We start from the raw sequence: 17,679 nt of genomic DNA on the forward strand, positions 1-17,679 counted from the left end.
TGCGTTAGGCTATGAGGTGCGGAGGCGATATCTTCGCGCCTCGCAGCCTCAACAATAATAAGCACACTTAATTAAATGATGATTACTATGGAGAAGTCGCATGAAGAAGATGTTGAAAGTTATCCTGGCAACGTTGGTGCTTGGCTGGGCCGTGATGGCGCATGCCGAGGATCCTCAGGTGGAATATACCGACGCCATTGGCAAGGGGGACATGAAGGTTGTGAAGAAGTACTTCAACAACCCGTATAAGGTCGATGAATTGTTCTTTGCCTGGACCGCTCTTGAAATCGCAGCCAACAAGGGCCAGTTGAATGCCGTGAAGTTCTTCGTCGAGAACGGTGCCGATGTGAACTACAAGCACCCGATCACCAAGATGACCGCATTGCACCTGGCTGCCTATCAAGGTAACAAGGATGTCGTCAAATACCTGATCGACCATGGTGCGGACGTCAATGCCAAGCTGCGCGGCAATGTTTCCATCATCCGCGCCCTGAAGGACGAGGGACGTACCGACATGGTGGAGTTCCTGACCGCTGCCGGCGCCAAGAACGACGGCTGCCAGGAAGAAAAGTGCCATTGAGTTGACAATGATGCTGGTTGCAAACGCCATGTCAGGCATGGCCTTGCCTGCCGCATAATGGGTGCCGGACTTGTTCCGGCATTTTCATTTCTTGAAGAACCCGTTCACAGGGGAACCTAAGCCTGATCCCGGGCTCGTAATCTCTGACGATCAACTTGATTGAGCATACATAGATAGGGGGAGCGCGATGAAGAAACTTTCGATGAGTGTATTGCCTGCGCTGGCCGCCAGTGCAGCCCTCATGGCATGCACCACCGTAGCCGCGGTGAGCAAGGCGCCGGACGACGTTGCGGGCAGCCTGACATTGCCGCCGGGTTTCAAGATCAGCACCTTTGCCAAGCTCAACCCGGCCAAGGGCGATTATTTCCGCGGCCCGCGCTTCATGGCGTTTGGGCCGGACGGCAACCTGTACCTTGCCAGCAGCGTGGACAACACGGTGTATATGCTGCCGGACCGCAACCATGACGGCGTGGCCGATGATGTGGTGCCTGTGGTGGAAGGGCTGAACGCGCCCAATAGCCTGGTTTTTGCCGGCAATACCATGCTGGTGGCGAACCAGGACGGGGTGGTGCGCGTCGAGCAGGCGCAGGATAAAACGCGCCCGGCCACCAAGCTGGTGCCCTTGATCAGCCATCTTCCCAGTGGCGGGCATACGCTCAAGACGGTCAAGCTGGGACCGGACAACCACCTTTACCTGAACGTAGGCTCCAGTTGCAACGTCTGCGTGGAGAACGACCCGCTCAGGGCCACGATTTTGCGCTATACCCTGGACGGCAAGCCTGCCGGGGCGCCGGACGGCAGCGTGAGCGGCGCCAGGAGCGCGGTCTGGGCGAGCGGGCTGCGCAATTCGCAAGGATTGGCCTGGCAGCCTGGCACTGGCGATCTCTATGCTACCAACAACGGCGCGGATATGCGTTCCGAAACCAAGGGCGGCGCCATGAACGACGAACTGCCGCCCGAGCATCTCAACAAGATCGATCCGGGCAAGCATTACGGCTGGCCGCATTGCTGGGGCAACCGAGTGACGGACCCCAATTTCCCCGGCAAGCCCGGTTTCTGCGAGAATACCCAGCCGCCTGCCATCACCTTGCGCGCGCATTCCACGCCGATAGGCATCACCTTCCTCGATAAGGCTAATTTCCCCGGCGAATACAAGCAGGATGCGATCGTGGCTTTGCACGGCTCCTGGAACCGCGTGCAGCCATACGGCTACAAGCTGGTGCGCATCCGCTTCCAGGACAATAAACCGGTGGCCGTGGAGGATTTCGTCACCGGCTGGCAAACCAAGAACAGCGCCTGGGGGCGCCCCGTTGATGTGATTACCGGGCCTGATGGCGCGTTGTACGTCTCGGATGACCGGGCGGGTTTGGTGTATCGTATTACCTACAACAAGAAATAACCGTGTGAGGAGCAATGCAATGAAAAAATGCGTGATGGGATTGGCGGCCTTGCTGTTGGCGTCAAGCCTGGCCCATGCCGAAGAGCCGCAGCCGACCAGCAAGGTGGCGGTGTACATCAGCCCGTACGAATACACCAACGAGATCAAGCTCTGGCACTTCATGAAGGATTACTGGTTTGCCCAGGGCCCATTGATCGAGCCGGTGCTGACCAGGACGCTCAGCGCCAAGCTGGGTGACACCGTGATGTGCGATGCTGGCGTTACCGCCAATGTGCTGCTGTGGGTCAAGCCCAAGATGTTCTACAACCCGCACATGCGCAATTTCTACGGCACGATCAATGCTACCGTCTACACCGGCAGCGGCAAGGCGATTGCCAGTTATACCGGGGAATCGCGCTTGAGCGGCGATCTCGATATCCTGCCTGCCAACACGGTGCAGGCCACTTACGACCTCGCAATCCAGCAGGTGGCGGACAAGATACAGGCCGATCCGGCCATCAAGAAGCTGATCGACGACGGCCTTTCCGACAGGGAGTCGTATACGCCCTGTGCCATGATCGCAGTATTGCCCGGCCTGAAAAAGCCATAAGCGGTGCGACCTTGCGTAGCGCTTGATCCGCGCTACGCAAGATAACGTATGGTGCATGGCGCTGCCGCCATACTATATTGCTGCTCATCCTGATCGTGTATGAGAGAATCCGTCCATGGCAACATCCCTTGAAGCTGCGTCTGTGCCGCAGCGTCCCGCGCGGCCTGTTTCAAAAGTCCCTGTCGGTTTTGCCATCGCGGCGATTATCCTGGTCGCGATCGCCTTGCGTCCCGGCATTGTCTCGATGGGACCCTTGCTTCCCGCTATTATCGACGAGTTCCAGCTTTCCCACAGCACGGCGTCGCTGCTCACCGCCATCCCGGATTTATTGATGGGCCTGCTTGCCTTGCCCACCCCTTGGCTGGCCCGACGGTACGGGCGAGACCCCGTCTTGCTGCTGGCATTGCTGTTGCTCTGCGTGGCGATTGCGGCGCGCGCGTTTTCCCGCAGCGTGGACATGCTGCTGCTGAGCACGGCCGGCGTCGGTGCCGGGATCGCCATCGCGGGTGCGTTGATCGCCGGGTACATCAAGGGCAATTTCCCGCACAAGGCGGCGATGGTCATGGGCATCTACGCCACTGCGCTCTCTTTCGGCAGCACATTGTCCGCCGCCGTCTCCGGCCCCGTCGCGATGCACTCCGCAGTAGGGTGGCGCATGGGCGCCGGCATGTGGAGCCTCTGCGCGGCTATTGGCTTGTTGTGCTGGCTTTGGATCGCAAGACTGGAGCGGGGACTCGCGCAACCACCAGCCCGCCCGGCCCGCTTGCCTTGGGACAACCGCACTGCCTGGCTGGTGGCCTTGTTCTTCGCCGCCGACAATTTCCTGTTCTATGCGGTGTTGTCATGGACGGCGCCCATGTATATTGAATACGGCACCGCGCCTTCGGTGGCCGGCTTCATCCTCGCGACGTTCACCACGGTATTCATGATATCCAACCCCATACTGGGCGCGATCAGCAAATCGACCGACAGGCGAGGCTTGCTTGCAGCTTGCGCGGCTTTGGCCGTCATCGGCCTGCTGCTGATGGCGGTTGCGCCTGCCTGGTCGCCATTCATCAGCATCGCCATTTGCGCTTTCGGCCTGGGCGGCGCATTCACCCTGGGCATGACCTTGCCCCTCGATAACACGCATAGCGTTGATGAAGCCAACGCCTGGAACGCTTTCGTCTTGACGGTAGGCTATTTGATCGCGGCCGCCGGGCCGTTGTCGGTGGGGTTCCTGCGCGACCTGACGCAGGATTTCCATCTGGCGAGCTGGCTGCTGGTGTTGGTGGCAGTGCTCATGCTGCTGGCGACGCCATTGTTGAAGCCCCATCATAGCCAATAGGGCGCATACCTGCGTGGCAGGTTGAGTTCGCCTGCGTTCGACCGCATAATCCCAGGCATGGCATGATGCCAGGACAATAATATAGATGAACGCAGGAGGAGTAGATGGTTAAAACCGTAGTGGCTGCCTTGCTCGGCAGTGCGTTAATGTTTTCCGGCGTGGCCTCAGGGCACGAGGTTAAGGTAGTCAAGGGTTTCAAGAACCCGGAATCCGTGCTTGCGGACAAGGCGGGCAGGGTGTTTGTCTCCGAGATCGGCGAGTTCGACAAGGACGGCGACGGGCAGATCAGCGTGATCGAGCCGGACGGCAAGCGCAGCGTGTTTGCCAAGGGCATGAACGACCCCAAGGGGCTGGCCTTGGTCGGGAGCGAGCTCTATGTCGCGGACAAGGACCGCATCCTCAAGGTGGACAAGGATGGCGAATGGGTGGTGCTGGTCGATAAAAGCGCTTTTCCTGCGCCTCCAGGCTTCCTCAATGACCTGGAGCCTGATTACGAAGGCAAATACCTGTACGTGAGCGACAGCGGCGACATTGCCAACCAGGGCGGCGCCAGCGGCGCGATCTACAGGATTACCCTCGCCACAAGCAAGGTCGATACCGTCATTCACCACCAGCATGATGCCAGGATCAAGGCGCCCAACGGACTGTGGATGGACGATACTGGCGAAGTATTGATCTATGTCGATTTTGCCAGCGGCGTGTTGTACAAGCTCGATTTGCTCAACCGCCACCTGATCGAGCTTGCCAAGGGGTTCGGCGGCGGTGACGGGCTGGCGCTCGGGGCGAACCGCAAGCTTTACATCAGCGATTACATAAACGGCAAGGTATTCAGCCTCAGTATCGACGATGAAGTCACGCTTGAGCACGAGGGGTTCCAGAGCGCAGCCGACATCGGCATTACGCCAGACGGCAAGGTGTTGCTGGTGCCCGACATGAAAGCGGGCACGGTGACCTGGCTGCATTTGCATTGATGAGAAGCGGCTGACATTCTGGATTAAGTTTGCCGGTCTTATCAGCCGTTCTTGCTCTTAGCCTGTCTCGTATTGTCGTGCGTGGCAGGCTCAGTGATGGTAAACAGCGCAGGCACGATGCACTGTTTTTACCTGCTAATTGACTCTTTTGAGCAGGTGCTTGCTCAACGACTTCGTCGCTTCAATCACGTATTTCCGGTCTTTTTCCTCCAGGTTCTGCAAGATCGCGACCAGCCCCTCTATGTCGGGGTCGACGGATACGGGACTCGATGCTTCAAAAAATTCCTGTATCGGGCTGGATAATTCATGTGCAATCTTGTTGAGAGTCTTGAGCGACGGTGCGGTGACGCCACGCTCGATTCTCGACACAGTTTCGATCTCAACCCCCAGCCGCTGGGCGACGAATTCTTGCGTCAATCCCAGGTTCTTCCTGCGGGTTGCGATGGACAGGCCCAATTTCTTTCTGAGTGAATCCTTCATGGACTTGATCCTATATGTCTACATTTTAATAGACATATAGGATCGCTATTGACCTTGCTGTTTATAAGGAACTAATATGTCTATTAGAAAATAGACATTAAATATCTATATTTTGTGCGATTTATTTAATGACCTGATTTGAAATGAAAAATAAGGTGGTGGCGTGCTGCTGACCAAGGCAGGAGAGAAATCATATGTATCGGCACTGGACTGAACGTAGCGGTCAATATGGCGGTAGTGCATGCTAATACATAAGTATGTCAAAACGTTGAGACAGGTTGAGCAACTGAAGGACGAGATATTCAGGCAAAGACAGGAGTTTGAGCGCCAGATCCATCTCCAGCTGGTGCATATCACGGATTTGCGCGACGAATACCAGACGGAGCTGGAAAGCAAGGACGTTGCTTACCGTACGGCATTGCGCAAAATACATGAAGAGGCCTTTCATGCAGGGGCGCTCAGCGAACGGAACGCCATGCACAGCAAACCGGAGCTGATGTTGCGGATTTCCCCTTGCATCCAGCTGGTGCAGCAAGCCGGCTGGATGCGTGTAAAGCGCTCTTGTGAGTTCTGCCTGCATTATCAAGTGATGTTGCGGGGCACGCCATGGCTGGAACCGCATGTCCAGCTCCTGGAAAGCCAAGTCGTGGTTGATGCCGAGCATGAGTGGGATCTCCTGCTGAAGAAGGCGAGGGAGATGACCGAGGCCGTTATCCAGGGCAACCTGGACGGGGTCGGCTACTTGGTCGAGCTTTCTGAAAGCACCGTGATCAACAAGCTATCAGCCGACCGCACCCTGCTTGAGTCGATCAGCCTGGGACCGTCCAATACCACCAGGGCGGCCCTTGACGAGACTTTGCCGCAGTTGCCCTGAGCAACTGTATCCAAACCATTAAATATTGGCAGGCTGCCATTTCCAATCCCGGATTTCCGGCATGTCTTCGCCGTGCTGCCAGATGTATTGCTTGTGCTGCGCGAGCTTCTCATCCATGAGCGCATCCAGCACCGCGGCGTTCTCGATATGCGGCAGCCAGCGCAAGGTATTCTTGACCAGGCTATAGCGGTCCAGGCGGTTGAGAACGGTCATGTCGAAAGGGGTCGTGGTCGTGCCTTCCTCCAGGAAGCCGTGCACGTGGAAATTGGCATGGTTGTGCCGTTTGTAGGCAAGTCGGTGAATCAGCCCGGGGTAGCCGTGGAAGGCGAAGATCACCGGCTTGTCCTGCGTGAACAGTTCGTCGAAGGCCTCATCGGTGAGGCCGTGCGGATGCACTTCGTGAGGCACCAGGGCCATGAGGTCGACCACGTTGACGTAGCGTATCTTGAGTTCGGGCACACGCTCGCGCAACAGCATGACGGCAGCGAGCGACTCCATCACCGGCACGTCGCCCGCGCTGGCGATCACCAGGTCGGGCTCCTCGTCTGCGGCGCAGTTGCCGGCCCAATCCCAGATGCTGGTGCCGCGGCGCGCATGTTCGATCGCGGCGGGCATGTCCAGCCATTGCCCTTGCGGCTGCTTGCCAGCGACGATGACGTTGATGAGGTTGCGGCTTTGCAGGCAGTGGTCGGTCACCGCGATCAGGGTGTTGGCGTCGGCGGGCAGGTAGATGCGGATGATGTCCGGCTTCTTGTTGGCGGCATGGTCGATGAAGCCGGGATCCTGGTGCGAGAAGCCGTTGTGGTCCTGGCGCCAGACATGGGAGCTCAGCAGGATGTTGAGCGAGGCGATCGGCTTGCGCCAGGGGATGTGCCCGCACTCCTTGAGCCATTTGGCATGCTGGTTGAACATCGAGTCGATGATGTGAATGAATGCCTCGTAGCAGGAGAAGAAGCCATGGCGGCCGGTGAGCAGGTAGCCTTCCAGCCAGCCTTCGCAGCTATGTTCGGAGAGTATCTCCATCACGCCGCCATGCGGCGCGAGGTTCTCGTCGCCTTCTAGACGCTCCGCCATCCATTGCCGATTGGTGACCTCGAACAATGCCTGCAGGCGGTTGGAGTTGTTTTCATCCGGGCTGAATACGCGGAAGTTGTGCTGATTCAGCCGCCATACCTCGGCCAGGTACTTGCCGAGTTCGCCCGTGGTGCTCGCCTGGCGTTCGCCCGGCTGGGTCACGGCGTAAGCGAACTTGCGGAAATCAGGCAGTTCCAGCGGCTTGAGCAGCAGGCCGCCGTTGGCGTGCGGGTTGGCGCCCATGCGACGTTCGCCCTTGGGGGCGAGCGCGCGCAGCTCTTCCTTGAGCCTGCCTTGCCCGTCGAACAATTCGTGCGGCGCGTAGGATTGCATCCAGTCTTGCAACAGCTGGATATGCTCTGGCTTGTCCAACTCGCCGAAAGGCACCTGGTGCGCATGGAAGGTGCCGGTATTCGGCTTGCCGTCCACCTCCGCAGGCCCGGTCCAGCCCTTGGGCGAGCGCAGGATGATCATGGGCCAGCGCGGACGGCTGACTTCGCGTTTCAGGCCGGCTTCGCGCTTGATCTGCTGAATTTCCCCGATGACTTGGTCCATGACGCTTGCCATGCGCTGGTGCATGAAGTCCGGGTCGCTGCCCTCGACGAAATAGGGCTTGTAGCCGTAGCCTTCAAACAGTTTCTGCAGTTCCTCATCGCCGATGCGCGACAGGATGGTGGGATTGGCGATCTTGTAGCCGTTGAGATGCAGGATGGGCAATACCACGCCGTCGGTCTTGGGGTTGAGGAATTTATTGCCGTGCCACGAGGTGGCCAGCGGACCGGTTTCCGCCTCGCCGTCGCCGACCACGCAGCAGGCGATCAGGTCTGGGTTGTCGAATACCGCGCCGAACGCATGCAGCAGGCAATAGCCTAGCTCTCCGCCCTCGTTGATCGACCCCGGCGTCTGCGCTGAGGCATGGCTAGGAATGCCGCCAGGGAAGGAGAACTGCTTGAACAGCTTGAGCATGCCGGCCTCGTCCTCGGTGATTTCCGGATAAAGCTCGGTATAGCTGCCTTCCAGGTAGGTGTTGGCGACGACGGCCGGGCCGCCGTGTCCTGGCCCGGTAATGTAGATCATGTTGAGGTCGTGTTCGCGGATGACGCGGTTGGCGTGGACATAGACGAAATTGAGTCCCGGCGTCGTTCCCCAGTGGCCCAGCAAGCGCGGCTTGATATGCTCCGGCAGCAATGGCGTCTTGAGCAGCGGGTTGGCGTAAAGGTAGATCTGGCCGACCGAGAGATAGTTGGCGGCGCGCCAGTAGGCATGCAATTGCGCCAATTCTTGTTCATCCAGGGCGTGGTCCGCGGCTTGGGGCTGCATTTACATTCTCCTTGGGAGGGGCGTTATTTCATGATAACAGCAGGGACGGGTATGGCAACCTTGAAACTGTGAAGTTTCATTGCTGGCGGCTTAGGCAGGCTGGTTCTATACTTTGCAGCATGAAAGTACAGACCTTGATGCAATTGTTGCAGGAAATCGAAAGCGAGGACCCGGTCGATTTCTCCGGCTTGCCGTTTGATGCCGATGACTTGCGTCAACTCGCCTGCATCAATGTAGCCGAGATCATGGAAAGGTTTCGTGAGGACAATCCTGCCGAGGACCGGGAAATGGTGATGGCGGCGACCGTGACGCGCCTTATCCTGGAAAACATGGTGCTGCAGGCGAGGCTGGCCATCCTGTTGCAGGATGAGGGCTGATTGCCCTAGCCGATCAATACGTAGATAGCGCCAGGCGGCATGACGTAGCCGCCTCTTCCGGTAGGGTCGCCTATGCGGGCCGCGGGCAAGCCATTGATCAGGACGGTCGGCGATCCCTCCACTATGACATCGGCGCCGGCGCCATGCCCCACGCAGGCTGCAGGCATGCCGCCGATCAATACCGTGGGGCAGCCATTCATGATACGGCTGATGCGGGGCATCATCATCCGGTCAAGGGTCAGAAGGTTGTCTCCCGCGCGTGCAGCTGGTTTCATCGGCTTCCCCTGCAGTTAGTTGATGCTGACCAGGCTTCCCTTGAGCTTCAGGTTGCCAGAGGTGCTTATTTCCATACTGGTTCCGCTCTTCAGGCGCAAGGAGTGTTTGGCTTCCACGTCCACATTGAGGCCCTTGAGCTTGAGATTATCGCTTTCTAGGACGAGTTGGTGGCTCTGCAGGTGCATCCCGTCACTGGTAAAGCGGATTTTATTCTGTTGCTGATCCTCGAGCAGGAAGGTTTCCGCGGCATCCTGGCTCAGGTATAACTTGGTGCCGTCCCTGGCGCTGATCACGATTCGTTGTTTCTCGTCGTCAAAAGCCAATTTGAGCTGCCCGGGGCTTTGAAATCCGTGCAAATCGGCATTTTCCCAAGGCGCAGGGGTGGCGCTGCTGTGGCAGGCGCCTAATACCACAATGTCGTCCGGATTCGCGCCGAAGAGCCCCAATATCACCTCGCTGCCTACGGCCGGACGGAACACGGTGCCTGAATTCATGCCGGCTTGCAGGGTGGCGAGCCTGGCCCAGGTGCCTGCTCCGTGCGGGTCGATCAAAGGGGCGGTGATCTTGATCCTGCCGGCGGCTTGAGGATCGTTGTCGGTTTCGAGCACTTTCCCGATCAGCAGGCCTGAAAACCCCTGGGTTGTTTCTTGGATATCCGTGGGCAGCGGCAAACCAATATCAAAGTGCGTTACCGGTGCGGCACCAGGGGATAGCGCATATGTGACGCTGGCAATGAAATATTGCCCGGAAAGGTGGCTGCCGCATTGCTCAAGGAGCAGCGCCTGGCCTGGAGAGGCGGTATACAACCCAGTAGCTGTCACCTTGCCGCGGATCATGGCGAGTCGCGATTGCGCAAGCTGCGCATTGGCCAGGGTCTGTAATTCCTGCAGCGAGTATTCGCCAGCGAGGCGTTTGCTATAAATGCCTTGCTCGAGCAACTGGAGAGTAGCCGCCAGGCGGTCGTTGGCTGGGAAATCGACAGCCTCAGCCTCCACTTGCATAAGCTCCTGGTCGTGAGGGTTCCAGGCGGAAAGTTCGAGCTTGGCAACTTGCCGGGTGGCGTCAACGGCAATATCCGCACTGATAAGGTCTTGCTCAGGCAGGGAAAAGCCGCGTTTTGTATCCAATGCCGGTATCGCGGCGATCACGGCGCGCTCACTGCAATAGGCCACCAGTCCATTAGCCGCCAGGCGCTGTAATACGAAGTCCCAGTCGCTGAGATTGTGCTGGACCACGCTATCGAGATGGAGAGTAGGCGCATTGATGTCGGCGCTAATGCCATGTTCAGCCAGCACCTCCTCGATAATCCTGCTGTCAGGAATGTCGGTGAAATAACGGCTGCGCGGCTGTGTTGCCAATGCAAAGGCGGGATGGGCGCACTCGAGGATCAGCAGGCATCCTGCTTTTGAATAGTGGATGCTGTGCTTTGCAATTTTCCCGGCGAACAGGGTTTGCTCGCCGTGGCGAAACTCGATCGATTGGCCCGGCAGCAGGACGCTGCCAGCCTGGTCAAGCTCGTCCATGGAGCTGAACACCAGCTGCACCGAGGCGCGAGGCAGGGCATTCAGACGATGCTCGATGGATGATAGTGCATCAAGATTGCGAAATACCTTGTCCTGGGCGACGACATATAGTTGCGGGGCCAGCATCAGGAGGGTTCCAGCGATGGCGGCTTGGCTTGTGTGGTGGCAATGTTCTTGATCGCGACATTGAGCGGACTGGTTTTAGCGCGAACCCTGGTTTTCTTGGGCAAAGGCGCTGTTTTGCGCGATGCCGGCGTCGTGCGTTTGCGGTCTGTGGTGAGGGCGTGCTGTATTCTCAATGTCATGAATTCGGCAGGGCGGACGAATGCCAGGCCAATGTCGATGATGAGGCGTCCAGCGGCTATATCGTCGCTGGTCATGGTCTCATTCAGGCCTGACTTCACATAAAAAGCCTGCTCAGGCTTATTGCCGACCAAGCCGCCTGCACGCCAGAATGTAAGCAGGAATTGATTGAAGCTTTCGCGGACGGCCGTCCAGGTCGCGGCGTCATTCGTCTTGAAATGCTGTGCAGCCAGATAGCGGTGCAGCGATGCATTGATAAAGTCATGGGTACGTGCCACGGAGATATAGCGCCATTCGGCGTCATTGCCCGCCAGCGTGCGCCCTCCCCACAGCAGAATCCCCTTGCCGGTGAAGCGGCGGATGACATTGATGGACTTTCCTTCATCCTTATCTATATTCAAGGACGCCTGCTGCTCATCGTTGATCGCTGCAGCGAGGGATTGCACCTCTTTGATCTGGACATGGCTGGGGAGCTTCCATACGCCACGGTGAAGGTCATTCGCATGAAAAAGCCCGATGACGGTGGCGCTGGGAGGAATCATCCTGCTGACAGCCATATCGGGAGATTCCAGCATGCGTTTGCGCAGCAGCGTGGATTGGAGCTTGGTTGCCTTGTGGTATTGGCTCCAGGCATTGGCTACGCCAGGAGTGTACTTGATCTCCAGGTGGGCAAACTGGTGAGCGCTGGGTATCGCCACCGCCAACCACGGCAGGAAGGCGGCTCCATGGCGCAGACCCTGCTGGCCCAGGTGGTGGCGGAATTGCGCAACGGTAGTGTTCAGGGATATGTCGTTGCAGTAGGGGACGTCCAGCACCGCCAGGCAATGGTGCTGTTGTTCACAATATTGCAACAACTGCTGCTGCAATTGTGGAAGTTCTTCCAGCGAAACGGCATCCGGGATGGCGACCATGGTGAAAGACGGATTGGCCGGCAGCTGGGCGATCGCCGATGCAAAGGTTTTTGCATGCGGGGCTTCCGGGAACGGCCCGAGCGAAAGGATTTCGCAAACTCCACCGCCATTGGCAAAATATTGCCGCATGCAGGCGTGCAGATAAAACGGGCTGTAGCTTTCCTTGGTGACAATCCGGCCATGCACATCGAGCATGACCCGGAGGATTTCCGGCGCCCCTTGACCAAAGCACCGTTCATACTCTGTAAACGAGGTGATGGCGCACCGTTCGCCGCGAGCCAGTAAGCGCCCATCCTGGTCGATTGCCTTTTCGGTATAGCCGATGAACAAGGGCAGGCAGGTTACTGTGGATTGCACGATACTGGTGGTGTGCGGTATTTCTTCCACATAACCCCCGGGAACTTCATACCCTCCCATGATTTGCTCCCTAGTTTATTTTAAATATATCCATATTACTGCAAATTCTGCTTTGTATTTCAGCTTGATGTAAATTTTTGTAAGCCCGGCTTGCCGTTGGTGAACGGGACGCGTGCGGTTAGAATGCGCGCATGACATTGCAAGCAGAAACAGGTTCGTTCCAGGATAGCGGTCAAGAATTGCGCCATGCGGCATTGGCGCTGCTTTGCCTGCGCTCGCCCGAAGACAAGACGGAAGCCGTCAAAGCCTTGCGGCAATCCTGGCTCGCGGGCGAGCTCAGCGTCGATCCGCAGGCGGCTCTGGAAGCGACGGGGCCCATCCCCGGCCGTCCCGACAAGCCGGAGCTGGTATCGCCGCTGCTGCTGGAGCGGCGCTCGATGAGGACCGCCGAGGGCAGGGCGGCGCTGATCCATGCCCTGGCCCATATCGAGTTCAATGCGATCAACCTCGCGCTGGATGCGGTCTGGCGCTTTGCCGGCATGCCGCCGCAATACTACGCGGACTGGCTCAAGATCGCGGCGGAAGAGGCGCTGCACTTCACCATGCTGCACGCGCACCTGCAAAGCCTGGGCTATCGCTACGGCGATTTCACCGGGCACGACAGTTTGTGGGAAATGGTGGCGAAAACCAGTGACGACGTGCTGGCGCGCATGGCATTGGTGCCTCGGACCCTGGAGGCACGCGGGCTGGATGCTTCGCCGCCGCTGCGGGCCAAGCTGGCGCAGGCGGGCGACCTCGAGGCGGCTGCGATCCTCGATATCCTGCTGCGGGACGAAATCGGCCATGTGGCGATCGGCAACCGCTGGTATGGCTGGCTATGCGAGCAGCGCGGGCTGGAGCCTGTCTCCACTTATGCCCTGCTTACAGCGCAATACCAGGCTCCCAAGCTGCGCGGCCCGTTCAATTTCCCGGCACGCAGGGCGGCAGGCTTCAGCGAAGCCGAGCTGGCGCTGATGGGCGATCATCACGAATAGCAAGCCGCATTACATTCAGAGTGGCTAACTTTTGCTAGCCGTTCTAAAGCGCTGTTTACACCAGGTTCATTGCACGCATGCGCCGGTACAGCGTATTGCGGCTGATGCCGAGCTGCCGCGCCACCGCCGAGACATTGCCGGCATGCGCCTGCATGGCGGCCTTGATGGCTTCCGCCGTCAGGCTGGTCAATGAAGGGGCCGCGTCGTCCTCGGCGGCGTTTTCCATGTCGTCGAGGAAATCCTGCGTCAGGTGCATCATGGAGATGGGCGCGGTCCCGGACAGCGCCAGCGCCGTGCGCAGCACATTATGCAGTTGGCGGATGTTGCCCGGCCATGGATGCGCCTTGAACAAGGTCGTGACATCCTGGTCGATCGCTTTTCCTGCGGCGTTCTCGGTGTGCAGGATGGTCTTGACCAATCCAGGCAAGTCCTGCCGCTGCCGCAATGCAGGCAGGGTGACGGTGAGGCCGTTCAGGCGGTAGTAGAGGTCGCGGCGGAATTCGCCGCTCTCTACCTTCTCGCGCAGTTTCTGGTTGGTGGCGCTCAACAGCGCGAAATTGACGGGTTTGGATTTTGTGCTGCCTAAGGGTGTGACGCTGCGCTCCTGCAATACCCGCAACAGGCGCGCCTGCAACGCCAATGGCATGTCGCCGATTTCATCCAGGAACAGGGTGCCGCCGTCGGCTTGCTCCAGTTTGCCTGGGCTGCCCTTGCGGCGAGCGCCGGTAAAGGCACCTTCCTCATAGCCGAACAGTTCCGCCTCGATCAGGCCCTCGGGCAATGCCGCGCAGTTGACGGCGACCCAGGGGCCCTGGCTGCGGTCGCTGGCTTCGTGGATGGCCCGCGCGAACAACTCCTTGCCTGCGCCGGTTTCACCCTCGATCAGGATGGGAATGTCCTGGTTGACGACAAGCTCTACCTGGCTGATGACCCGGGCGACGCGCGGGTCGCCGGTATTCAACATCTGCAGGCTGGCAGGGCAGTGGCGTTTGCTGGCCGAGGCGCTGCTTACGCGCGCATTGCGCGCGGCAAGCGGCTGGCGCAGCTCGATCCGCGCATACAGCCTGGCTTCGCGAGCGGTGTAAAGCGGCGTAATCATTGAATTTGCCTGCGATGCCTGCATCAGGGTTTCCGGCCTGCTGGCGAATAATTCGCTGAACAGCGAGTCTTCCATTTCCTCATGCGTCATGCCGAGCTGGAACTGGCCGCTGCGGTTCAATGCCACCAGGCGATGCCGCTCGTCGAAGATGGCGATGCCTTCCCACAAGGTGCCGATGAATTCAGGGCGTGCATGGAAATGCAGCGAGTAAGCCCCTTCATGGCTGGCGGTGAACAGCCGGTTCTCGATCATCTGCGCCGACATTCTCACCAATGCCAGGGTATGCTGCTGCGGCATGCTGGCGTCTGTCGACACGTCCAGCGTGCCCATCACCTGGTTGCGGGCGCTCAATATAGGCACTGCCGAGCAGGCCAGCACATGGTTGCGTTCGAGGAAGTGCTCGGCTCCCTGCACCGTCATGGCGGAACGCTCCACCAACGCGGTGCCGATGGCATTGGTGCCGCGCAGGCTTTCCTGCCAGGAAGAGCCGGGAATCAAGGCGACGCGCTGGGCATCGTCGAGGAATTCGCTATTGCCCTGGCTGTGCAGGATGAAGCCCTGCGGGTCGGTCAGCACGATGACGCTGCGGGTGTGGCTGATCTGCTCGTTGAGGCTTTCCATTTCCGGCCGGGCCTGCGAGAGCAGCAATTGATGTGCTTCTTGTTTTACCAGCAGTTCCTGACGGGTCAGTATTTCGGTACGCACCTGGGTGCCGGCTTCCATGCCGTTTTCCACGCACCTGCGCCAGGAGCGCTCGATCTCCTTGGAGACGCCGCCGCTTTCCACGACGCCGTGCGCAAGGAATTCGCTTCTTGCATTCAACAGCAGGGTTTCGTCAGGGGCAGGATTTTGCATGGGTTAAGTACCTGATTGTAAGGGATTGAACTAGTGTGTCAGCCAATGTAGCACCTGTTCATTCATGACACAACTATCCCTTGTTTTTCTCTGTCGCCGTATGGGCGGGAGGGCATTGGCGGTCCTTTGCAATCCCTTGTCCAGCCTGGGTCTTGGCTGTTATTTCTACAGTTTTCAACAGGCTGGCACAGGCCTTGCCATAGTCAATTGCCGGGAAAAACTCCCGGGTCAGTATACGACATAAGAAAATAATTCGTGAACGATAGACTATGGAGAATGGCATGAAGGCTAGAACGATAGCGATGGCGGTTGGAGCCGGTTTGCTGGGGCTTGCAGCAATCCCCGCATTGGCGACCGACCTGGAAAACCTGATGAAGGACGACGGGCAGTGGGCGCATCCGCGCAAGGATTACGCCAACACCGGCTATAGCGGCCTGTCGCAGATCAACAAGAGCAATGTGAAGAACCTGAAGTACGCCTGGACCTTTGCGACAGGCGTGAACCGCGGCCATGAAGGCGCGCCGCTCGTGGTCAACGGCGTGATGTATATCCACACCGCGTTCCCCAACAATGTGTATGCGCTCGACCTCAACAACAACCAGAAAATCCTCTGGTCGTATTTCCCCAAGCAGGACCCTGCCGTGCAGGCACTGCTGTGCTGCGACAACGTCAACCGCGGCCTGGGGTTCGGCGACGGCAAGATATTCCTGCAGCAGAACGACGGCATCCTGGTCGCGCTGGACGCCAAGACCGGCAAGAAGCTTTGGGACGTGGCCGTGGTCGATACCAAGTCCGGCGCTTCCACCACCAACGCGCCGCACGTGATCAAGGACAAGGTCGTGACCGGCTGTTCGGGCGGCGAGTATGGCGTGCGTTGCTATATCTCGGCCTACAACATCAAGGACGGCAGCCTGGTATGGCGTGCCTACAGCACGGGTTCGGACGCGGACGCATTGATCGGCAAGGATTTCAACAAGGACAACCCGCATTACAGCGCCTTGTCGCTGTATGAGGACGTGAACGGCGGCAACAAGGAGGGCGGCTCCTTCAAGCCCCTGCCCAAGGAAAAGCTCAAGTTCCCGGAAAAGGACCTGGGCATCAAGACCTGGCTCAAGCCGCAGGCTGTCAAGAACGGCTGGGAGCATGGCGGCGGCCCGACCTGGGGCTGGTATTCCTATGATCCTTCCCTCAACCTGATGTATTACGGCACGGGCAATCCCGGCACCTGGAATCCGGACGTGCGTCCCGGCGACAATAAGTGGTCCATGACCATTTTCGCGCGCGACGTGGATACCGGCGAGGCGCGCTGGGGCTACCAGATGACGCCGCACGACGAATGGGATTACGACGGCATGAACGAAATCATCCTCTGGGAAGCCGACGGCAAGAAGCTCGCCACCCATTTCGACCGCAACGGCTTCGGTTATACCTTCGACCGTACCAACGGCACATTGCTGGTGGCCGAGAAAATGCACCCGTTCGTCAACTGGGCGAAGTCGATCGACCTCAAGACCGGCATCCCGAACAAGGACCCCAAGTACTCCACCCACCAGGACTACAACGCGCAGGGTATCTGCCCGTCCGCGCTGGGCGTGAAGGACGAGCAGCCGGCCGCGTTCTCGCCGCGCACCAAGATGTTCTATGTGCCGCTGAACCATGTGTGCATGACCTACGAGCCGACCGAGTCCAAGTACATCGCGGGCCAGCCCTGGGTAGGGGCGACCTTGACCATGTTCGCGGGGCCTGACGGCGTGATGGGCGGCTTCATGGCCTGGGACGGCCTCAAGGGCAAGGCGGCCTGGTACAACAAGGAGAAGTTCTCGGCCTGGGGCGGCGCATTGGCAACCGGCTCTGACCTTGTGTTCTACGGCACGCTGGACCGCTGGTTCAAGGCGCTGGATGCCAAGACCGGCAAGGAGCTATGGAAGATGCAGGTCGGCTCCGGCGTGGTCGGCAACGCGATCACCTATACCCACAAGGGCAAGCAATATGTCGGCGTATTGTCCGGTATCGGCGGCTGGGCCGGCGTAGCGATGAACCTGGGCCTGGAAGAGGAAACTGCGGGCCTGGGCGCTGCTGGTGGCTACAAGGAACTGAAGGACTGGAACGCGGCTCCTGGCGGCGGCGCCATGAACGTGTTCAGCCTGTAAGGACGGTTTTATTGATGTATTGACGCATCATCTCCTCGACTCATTCTGGCTCATCTCCACTGAGTAATGTCTGAGTCCTTTTGCCCGGCCCCTTCCTGCCGGGCTTTTTTTTATCCATGAACGAATGACTTAGAGGTTTTACGCGACCTCAATTAGGCGCGAAAATTTTCGCTAGGCGGG

At 58.8% G+C, this 17,679-nt stretch carries 15 protein-coding genes; 9 read left to right on the forward strand and 6 right to left on the reverse strand.

Features of this window, described 5'->3' with window-relative positions:
• The first annotated feature begins 100 nt into the window (after window positions 1–100).
• From ACKF11_RS03055 to ACKF11_RS03075, 5 genes are all read left to right on the forward strand, one after another.
• On the forward strand, window positions 101–580 hold the full coding sequence (locus ACKF11_RS03055; protein WP_407995902.1) for an ankyrin repeat domain-containing protein: 480 nt from the start codon (window positions 101–103) through the stop codon (window positions 578–580).
• A 187-nt stretch (window positions 581–767) separates the two neighbouring features.
• Entirely contained in the window at window positions 768–1,979 is a 1,212-nt protein-coding gene (locus ACKF11_RS03060) for a PQQ-dependent sugar dehydrogenase (protein WP_407995903.1), read from the forward strand.
• A 19-nt stretch (window positions 1,980–1,998) separates the two neighbouring features.
• Window positions 1,999–2,568 carry a hypothetical protein gene (locus ACKF11_RS03065; protein ID WP_407995904.1) on the forward strand — a complete coding sequence of 190 codons (570 nt, stop codon included), beginning with the start codon at window positions 1,999–2,001 and terminating at the stop codon, window positions 2,566–2,568.
• A gap of 115 nt (window positions 2,569–2,683) precedes the next feature.
• The gene (locus tag ACKF11_RS03070) at window positions 2,684–3,895 is read left to right on the forward strand and encodes an MFS transporter (protein WP_407995905.1); all 1,212 of its coding nucleotides are present in this window, start codon (window positions 2,684–2,686) and stop codon (window positions 3,893–3,895) included.
• Window positions 3,896–3,999: 104 nt separating this feature from the next.
• A complete protein-coding gene (locus ACKF11_RS03075) occupies window positions 4,000–4,866 on the forward strand; it encodes an SMP-30/gluconolactonase/LRE family protein (protein ID WP_407995906.1) in 867 nt (288 codons plus the stop codon).
• Window positions 4,867–5,001: 135 nt separating this feature from the next.
• On the opposite strand, the gene ACKF11_RS03080 is transcribed toward ACKF11_RS03075, so the two are convergent.
• Window positions 5,002–5,346 carry a helix-turn-helix domain-containing protein gene (locus ACKF11_RS03080; protein ID WP_309564822.1) on the reverse strand — a complete coding sequence of 115 codons (345 nt, stop codon included), beginning with the start codon at window positions 5,344–5,346 and terminating at the stop codon, window positions 5,002–5,004.
• A 241-nt stretch (window positions 5,347–5,587) separates the two neighbouring features.
• Here ACKF11_RS03080 and ACKF11_RS03085 point away from each other — a divergent pair, with 241 nt between their 5' ends.
• Window positions 5,588–6,220: a hypothetical protein gene (locus ACKF11_RS03085; RefSeq protein WP_407995907.1), complete on the forward strand. Its 633-nt coding sequence runs from the start codon at window positions 5,588–5,590 to the stop codon at window positions 6,218–6,220.
• A gap of 18 nt (window positions 6,221–6,238) precedes the next feature.
• On the opposite strand, the gene ACKF11_RS03090 is transcribed toward ACKF11_RS03085, so the two are convergent.
• Window positions 6,239–8,614, reverse strand: coding sequence for a phosphoketolase family protein (locus tag ACKF11_RS03090; protein ID WP_407995908.1), 2,376 nt, complete (start codon window positions 8,612–8,614; stop codon window positions 6,239–6,241).
• 119 nt (window positions 8,615–8,733) lie between these two features.
• Between ACKF11_RS03090 and ACKF11_RS03095 the strand changes: the two genes are divergently transcribed.
• A complete protein-coding gene (locus tag ACKF11_RS03095; RefSeq protein ID WP_407995909.1) occupies window positions 8,734–8,991 on the forward strand; it encodes a Rossmann-fold NAD(P)-binding domain-containing protein in 258 nt (85 codons plus the stop codon).
• Between the two features lie 5 nt (window positions 8,992–8,996).
• On the opposite strand, the gene ACKF11_RS03100 is transcribed toward ACKF11_RS03095, so the two are convergent.
• Genes ACKF11_RS03100 through ACKF11_RS03110 form a run of 3 tightly spaced genes read right to left on the reverse strand, consistent with a single transcriptional unit; the run spans window position 8,997 to window position 12,421 of the window.
• Window positions 8,997–9,266: a PAAR domain-containing protein gene (locus tag ACKF11_RS03100; RefSeq protein WP_309564827.1), complete on the reverse strand. Its 270-nt coding sequence runs from the start codon at window positions 9,264–9,266 to the stop codon at window positions 8,997–8,999.
• A 15-nt stretch (window positions 9,267–9,281) separates the two neighbouring features.
• Window positions 9,282–10,916: a phage baseplate assembly protein V gene (locus ACKF11_RS03105; RefSeq protein ID WP_407995910.1), complete on the reverse strand. Its 1,635-nt coding sequence runs from the start codon at window positions 10,914–10,916 to the stop codon at window positions 9,282–9,284.
• Window positions 10,916–12,421, reverse strand: coding sequence for a phage tail sheath family protein (locus ACKF11_RS03110; RefSeq protein WP_407995911.1), 1,506 nt, complete (start codon window positions 12,419–12,421; stop codon window positions 10,916–10,918). The genes ACKF11_RS03105 and ACKF11_RS03110 overlap by 1 nt, the downstream gene beginning before the upstream one ends.
• 131 nt (window positions 12,422–12,552) lie before the next feature.
• On the opposite strand from ACKF11_RS03110, the gene ACKF11_RS03115 reads away from it, so the two are divergent.
• The gene (locus tag ACKF11_RS03115) at window positions 12,553–13,395 is read left to right on the forward strand and encodes a ferritin-like domain-containing protein (protein ID WP_407995912.1); all 843 of its coding nucleotides are present in this window, start codon (window positions 12,553–12,555) and stop codon (window positions 13,393–13,395) included.
• A 55-nt stretch (window positions 13,396–13,450) separates the two neighbouring features.
• Here the strand turns inward: ACKF11_RS03115 and ACKF11_RS03120 are convergent, their stop codons facing one another.
• On the reverse strand, window positions 13,451–15,349 hold the full coding sequence (locus ACKF11_RS03120) for a sigma-54-dependent Fis family transcriptional regulator (RefSeq protein ID WP_407995913.1): 1,899 nt from the start codon (window positions 15,347–15,349) through the stop codon (window positions 13,451–13,453).
• A 302-nt stretch (window positions 15,350–15,651) separates the two neighbouring features.
• Between ACKF11_RS03120 and ACKF11_RS03125 the strand changes: the two genes are divergently transcribed.
• A complete protein-coding gene (locus ACKF11_RS03125) occupies window positions 15,652–17,499 on the forward strand; it encodes a methanol/ethanol family PQQ-dependent dehydrogenase (RefSeq protein WP_407996034.1) in 1,848 nt (615 codons plus the stop codon).
• The last annotated feature ends 180 nt before the right edge of the window (window positions 17,500–17,679 follow it).

The organism is Methylobacillus draconifructus (genome assembly GCF_045984385.1).
Classification (GTDB): domain Bacteria; phylum Pseudomonadota; class Gammaproteobacteria; order Burkholderiales; family Methylophilaceae; genus Methylobacillus; species Methylobacillus flagellatus_A.

Bases quoted from the DNA above. Each gene is read 5' to 3' on its own strand.
- ACKF11_RS03060 (WP_407995903.1), top strand. From the start codon at position 768: ATGAAGAAACTTTCGATGAGTGTATTGCCTGCGCTGGCCGCCAGTGCA.
- ACKF11_RS03095 (WP_407995909.1), top strand. From the start codon at position 8,734: ATGAAAGTACAGACCTTGATGCAATTGTTGCAGGAAATCGAAAGCGAG.
- ACKF11_RS03120 (WP_407995913.1), bottom strand. From the start codon at position 15,349: ATGCAAAATCCTGCCCCTGACGAAACCCTGCTGTTGAATGCAAGAAGC.
- ACKF11_RS03070 (WP_407995905.1), top strand. From the start codon at position 2,684: ATGGCAACATCCCTTGAAGCTGCGTCTGTGCCGCAGCGTCCCGCGCGG.
- ACKF11_RS03125 (WP_407996034.1), top strand. From the start codon at position 15,652: ATGGCGGTTGGAGCCGGTTTGCTGGGGCTTGCAGCAATCCCCGCATTG.
- ACKF11_RS03055 (WP_407995902.1), top strand. From the start codon at position 101: ATGAAGAAGATGTTGAAAGTTATCCTGGCAACGTTGGTGCTTGGCTGG.
- ACKF11_RS03090 (WP_407995908.1), bottom strand. From the start codon at position 8,614: ATGCAGCCCCAAGCCGCGGACCACGCCCTGGATGAACAAGAATTGGCG.
- ACKF11_RS03105 (WP_407995910.1), bottom strand. From the start codon at position 10,916: ATGCTGGCCCCGCAACTATATGTCGTCGCCCAGGACAAGGTATTTCGC.
- ACKF11_RS03080 (WP_309564822.1), bottom strand. From the start codon at position 5,346: ATGAAGGATTCACTCAGAAAGAAATTGGGCCTGTCCATCGCAACCCGC.
- ACKF11_RS03100 (WP_309564827.1), bottom strand. From the start codon at position 9,266: ATGAAACCAGCTGCACGCGCGGGAGACAACCTTCTGACCCTTGACCGG.
- ACKF11_RS03085 (WP_407995907.1), top strand. From the start codon at position 5,588: ATGCTAATACATAAGTATGTCAAAACGTTGAGACAGGTTGAGCAACTG.
- ACKF11_RS03115 (WP_407995912.1), top strand. From the start codon at position 12,553: ATGACATTGCAAGCAGAAACAGGTTCGTTCCAGGATAGCGGTCAAGAA.
- ACKF11_RS03075 (WP_407995906.1), top strand. From the start codon at position 4,000: ATGGTTAAAACCGTAGTGGCTGCCTTGCTCGGCAGTGCGTTAATGTTT.
- ACKF11_RS03065 (WP_407995904.1), top strand. From the start codon at position 1,999: ATGAAAAAATGCGTGATGGGATTGGCGGCCTTGCTGTTGGCGTCAAGC.
- ACKF11_RS03110 (WP_407995911.1), bottom strand. From the start codon at position 12,421: ATGGGAGGGTATGAAGTTCCCGGGGGTTATGTGGAAGAAATACCGCAC.